The sequence below is a fragment of the Marisediminicola senii genome, from assembly GCF_011057645.1.
GTDB classification, from domain to species: domain Bacteria; phylum Actinomycetota; class Actinomycetes; order Actinomycetales; family Microbacteriaceae; genus Marisediminicola; species Marisediminicola senii.
The window spans coordinates 1-4,367 of record NZ_JAALGE010000085.1; the positions used below are offsets into that span (position 1 = coordinate 1).

The following is a 4,367-nucleotide window of genomic DNA, read 5'->3' on the forward strand; positions in this document are numbered from 1 at the left end:
CGGTCATCGTGATGATGCCTTTCGAGTCGAGGTAAGAGACTTCTCGAAGGATCACACGGTGACCGCGTCCACGTCTTCACGACGAGCCGGGCCACCGCGGCTACACCACTATGCGGGACTCAACTACCCGCACGTTGCCAAAGGGCAACGACCGCATGTTCCAGTTCCACAGCCTCGACTTCGATCTTGCGCTCTGCATCCGATTCGATCGCGACTCGAATGGTCTCGACTGGGCGCGCGAGAACGACGTAGAAAAGCTCCGTTCGCTCGTCAGCCCGCACGCGCAGGGTCCACGGCTTCCGATGGGCCGAGCGCAAGTAAATGGGCGCGACGTGACCGCCACGTTTCGGGTTGCGTACGACGCATTACGCGGGCTCGGGACTGCCTAGTGCTCGAGTGGGTAAGAGCCGCGAACGGAAAGACGCTCGTTCTTCTCGGGGCAGGTGCGTCGGCACCGTCACTGCCCGTGTCCGCCGAACTCACCAAGCTGGTGATCGAGAGCATCACCGAGCAGTTGAAAGACCACCCTGGCTACTCGCCAGCTACCTCGGTCGTGCATGGTCGATGGTCGTCGATCAACTCCAGGGAACCTCGAACATCGAGGAGTTCTACTCGTCGCTCGCCGACGTGGAGCATCAGGATGCGGATACGACGCGCTTCTGGGTACACGAGTGGGCGGCGCTACCTGAAGTGCTCGATACGGACGGTGACTGAACCGCTCCGGGTTTCCTGCCGCTTTCTTTCTGGTGAAAGGATTCGGATATGCCCAAGAAACACCCAGCAGAGGTTCGCGAGCGAGCGACTCGGATGACGCTTGACCGTTTGAAGGATTACCCGTCAGTGTCGGCCGCGTGCCGCGACCTGGCGCCGAAGCTGAACATCGGCGCGAAGACGCTGCGGAAGTGGGTCGTGCAGGCTCAGACCGATGCCGGCAACCGGACCGGTCCCACGAGCGAGGAGCTGGAGGAGATCAGACGCCTCAAGCGAGAGAACCGGGACCTGCGGGAGACGAACGACATCCTGAAGGCGGCGGCGTCTTTCTTCGCGAGGGAACTCGACCCTCGCAACCGGCAAAAGTCGCTTTCGTCCTCCGGATGAAGGCGAACGGCCACGGAGTCGAGTTGACCTGCGGGGTCCTGCGCGAGCAGGGCGTCTTGGTCACTTCGCGGTCCTATCGGGCGTGGCGAACCCGCGCCGCCGCTGCCCGAACCCAGACTGACGCGGCGCTGCTCGACACGCTCAAGTCCCTGAGCGTGCGCGACGCGAAAGGCCGGCAGGCGCCCGAGATTCTCTATGGGCGGCGGAAGATGACGGCCTGGCTGGGGCGGGGAGCGTTCCCCGACGTGTCGAAGCACACGGTAGACCGGCTGATGCGCGTGGAGGGCATGAACGGCCTCGTGCGGGGCCGTAAACCCCGGGCGTCAGCATCGGCGGGGAAGGATGAGGCGCGGGCGCCGGACCATCTGAAACGCAACTTCACCGCGCCTTGCCCGAATCATTCGTGGGTCACCGACTTCACCTACGTATCCACTTGGGGCGGCTTCGTCTACGTGGCCTTCGCGATCGATCTCCACTCCCGGATGATCGTGGGCTGGTCGGCATCGACGGCGAAAGACACCGCCTTCCTCGAGGTGTGTTTGAAGATGGCGCTCTGGCGCCGCGACCACGCCGGACACAAAGTGCAGCCCGGAATGATTCATCACTCGGATGCGGGATCCCAAGGCGGATTCAACTGGTTGTCGCAACACCTCGTCCTCGAGGGCTTGGTGGCCTCGATCGGGACCATTGGTGACGCCTACGACGACGGCAGAGGGCGTCCCACTCGACGGCGTTCCCGAGTCAACGAGACTCGTCTTCCCTCTGCCGTCGGGGACGTGGGTGAAATCGGACGACTTCGGCTGGCGCGCCGACCCTTACACGGGCGAGCCAGCGTTCCACTCCGGCACCGACCTCGCGGCGGCTGAAGGTACGTTGATCTTTGCGCTCGCCGACGGCGTGGTCAGCTATGCCGGCCTCTCATCGGGCTACGGCGGACTCATCATCATCGAGCACACGATCGGCGGCCAACGCATCGCCTCCGCCTACGCGCATATGTGGCAGAACGGCATCTACGTCACCGCGGGTGATCGCGTCGTTGCGGGCCAGCACATCGGCGATGTGGGCTCGTCGGGCAAGTCGACCGGCGCGCATCTTCACTTCGAGATCCGCCCCGGCGGTACTAACTCAGCGGCCATCGACGCCGAGGTGTGGCTCGCCGAGCACGGCGTGGAGAACCTCGATGCCGCGACGACCGCGGCTCTCTGCACGGCAGCACAGGCGGCGTAGCGATGGACATCTTCCCCGACTTCGGAGCCGTCGGCGGCGCGGCCGAGCTGCGTGCAATCGTCGGCGCACTTCTGACGTTCGTGCTGATCTTCGCCGTGCTGATGCTCGTCATCTGTGCGATCGTATGGGCGATCTCGTCGTCGAGCGGCAACATCTCGTCAGCCGTCCGCGCCCGCACCGGCTTCCTCGTCTCCATCGGAGCCGCCGCCCTGGCCGGCGTCGGCGTCACCTGGGTCAACTTCCTACTCGGCGTCGGTGCAGGTATCTAGGCCCACGCCGGGTCAGCGTCGCTTCCGTGGCGTCGATGGGCGCTCCAGCGCCGAGCCGTAGCCGACGACGTGCCACCACCCGCAGTACGGGCACTGAACGGCCTCCGCCCCCTTCGGAACCCGTGCGGCAATCGTCAGGGCTTCAAGCCGCGACTCGATCGGGGGCCGCTTCGTCAGACATTTCACGCCTCGCATGGTGGTGAATCTACCCCTGACCCCCGACATTGCCGGGACGGCGTGTGCACCTTCCAAGCAGGTTCTTCTTCCGCCTGCCAAAGGAGCACACCAGTGATTGACATCGCCCCCAACACCGACGGCCTGCCGGGCATCGAACAACTGCGTGTCATCGTGGGTGCAGCGATGACCGTGGGCCTCATCCTCGCGGTCCTCGCGCTCATCATCGCGGCCGTCGTCTGGGGTTACGGTGCGAACTCCTCGAACCCACACCTCGCATCACGCGGCAAGCTCGGCGTGCTCGTGGCGTGCGGGGCGGCGATCGTCTGCGGCGCATCCGTGACCCTCGTGAACTTCTTCTGGACCGTCGGCCAGTCGGTCTGACGTCTCACTGACACTTAGGCGGCAGAGCCGATGAGCGTGTGCGACGTGCCGGTCATCGCGACCGTGTGCGATTCAGTCGGCGAGGGCGTCGCATCGCTCGTGTCAGCACCGTTCGACTGGCTCGCACAGGCGATGGGGCAGGCGGCTGGGTGGATGTTCGAGGCAGTCTGGGGTGTGTTCGACACGACCACGCTCGTCGATGTGACGGGCGGGCAGTACATCGACGTGTACAACGTGCTCTTCGGTGTGGCGGTCTTCGTCATGCTCATCTTCTTCTGCCTCCAGCTCATCACCGGCCTCGTGAACCGCGACCCGATGGCACTCTCGCGGGCGGGCCTCGGCCTCGCCAAGTCGGTACTCGGCTCGTTCATCGCGATCTCGCTCACCGCGACGCTGCTCGAAGTGACGGATCAGCTCGCCATCGGAGTCGTGCAGGCGACCGGCAACACGATGGAGGGCATGGGTGATCGAATCACCCTGCTCGCTGTCGGGCTCACGACCATCAACATCGCCTCACCCGGCGTCGGCGCGATCGTCACGATCTTCCTCGCCGGCCTCGGCATCGCGGGCGCGGCGATCGTGTGGTTCTCACTACTCATTCGCAAGGCGCTGCTACTGGTGGCGATCGTCTTCGCACCCATCGCGCTTGCCGGATTCACCTGGGATACGGCGAAAGGATGGTTCGCAAGGTGGGCCGCCTTCGTCATTGCCCTGATCTTCTCGAAGCTCGTGCTGGTCGTCATTTTCCTCGTCGCCATCGAGCAGGTCAGCGCCCCGATCGACCTCGACCTCGCCTCAATCAGCGATCCAATCTCGGGCATCGTGCTCATGTTCATCGCAGCCTTCGCCCCATATCTGACCTACAAGTTCATCTCCTTCATCGGCTTCGACATGTACCACGCAATGTCGAGCGAGCAGGAGGCCAAGTCGGCGATGAATCGGCCAATCCCGATCCCGGTCAAACCCCAGCCGAACGCAGCGAAGTCAGTGCTCGACGGGCAAGGCAGCTCGGGCGGCAGCCCTGCTCCCGCGCCGAACGCGGCAGCCACGGCGACTCCGGCCGCCAGCGGAACGGCAAGCGGAGCTGCCGCCTCGGGCAGCGGCGCTGCGGCGTCGGGCGGAGCGGCAGGAGCGGGGCGGCTGCCGCCGGCCCTGCCGCCGCCGCAGTCGTTGGCGCACAGGTCGTCAAGGCCGCCGCCACCGCCGGGCCGAAGG

Annotated in this window: 6 protein-coding genes and 1 pseudogene; all 7 read left to right on the forward strand. The window is 65.1% G+C overall.

Annotated features, from left to right (window positions below; translation table 11 throughout):
* The first annotated feature begins 564 nt into the window (after positions 1-564).
* Entirely contained in the window at positions 565-714 is a 150-nt protein-coding gene (locus G5S38_RS15090) for a hypothetical protein (RefSeq protein ID WP_165070391.1), read from the forward strand.
* Positions 715-762: 48 nt separating this feature from the next.
* Positions 763-1,098: a transposase gene (locus G5S38_RS15095; protein WP_165070393.1), complete on the forward strand. Its 336-nt coding sequence runs from the start codon at positions 763-765 to the stop codon at positions 1,096-1,098.
* Positions 1,095-1,964: a DDE-type integrase/transposase/recombinase gene (locus G5S38_RS15890; RefSeq protein ID WP_165070395.1), complete on the forward strand. Its 870-nt coding sequence runs from the start codon at positions 1,095-1,097 to the stop codon at positions 1,962-1,964. Before G5S38_RS15095 ends, G5S38_RS15890 begins: the two co-directional genes overlap by 4 nt.
* A 7-nt stretch (positions 1,965-1,971) precedes the next feature.
* Positions 1,972-2,325: a M23 family metallopeptidase gene (locus G5S38_RS15580; protein ID WP_201276712.1), complete on the forward strand. Its 354-nt coding sequence runs from the start codon at positions 1,972-1,974 to the stop codon at positions 2,323-2,325.
* Positions 2,326-2,327: 2 nt separating this feature from the next.
* Positions 2,328-2,594, forward strand: coding sequence for a DUF6112 family protein (locus G5S38_RS15110; RefSeq protein ID WP_165070399.1), 267 nt, complete (start codon positions 2,328-2,330; stop codon positions 2,592-2,594).
* A 288-nt stretch (positions 2,595-2,882) separates the two neighbouring features.
* Positions 2,883-3,152 (forward strand): DUF6112 family protein, encoded by a 270-nt coding sequence (locus G5S38_RS15115; protein ID WP_165070401.1) that lies wholly within the window; start codon positions 2,883-2,885, stop codon positions 3,150-3,152.
* Positions 3,153-3,182: 30 nt separating this feature from the next.
* Positions 3,183-4,367, forward strand: a pseudogene (locus tag G5S38_RS15120) (conjugal transfer protein TrbL); the annotation flags it as partial.

Excerpts from the sequence above, each read along its gene's own strand:
- G5S38_RS15090 (WP_165070391.1), top strand. The coding sequence starts at position 565 with ATGGTCGTCGATCAACTCCAGGGAACCTCGAACATCGAGGAGTTCTAC.
- G5S38_RS15095 (WP_165070393.1), top strand. The coding sequence starts at position 763 with ATGCCCAAGAAACACCCAGCAGAGGTTCGCGAGCGAGCGACTCGGATG.
- G5S38_RS15890 (WP_165070395.1), top strand. The coding sequence starts at position 1,095 with ATGAAGGCGAACGGCCACGGAGTCGAGTTGACCTGCGGGGTCCTGCGC.
- G5S38_RS15110 (WP_165070399.1), top strand. The coding sequence starts at position 2,328 with ATGGACATCTTCCCCGACTTCGGAGCCGTCGGCGGCGCGGCCGAGCTG.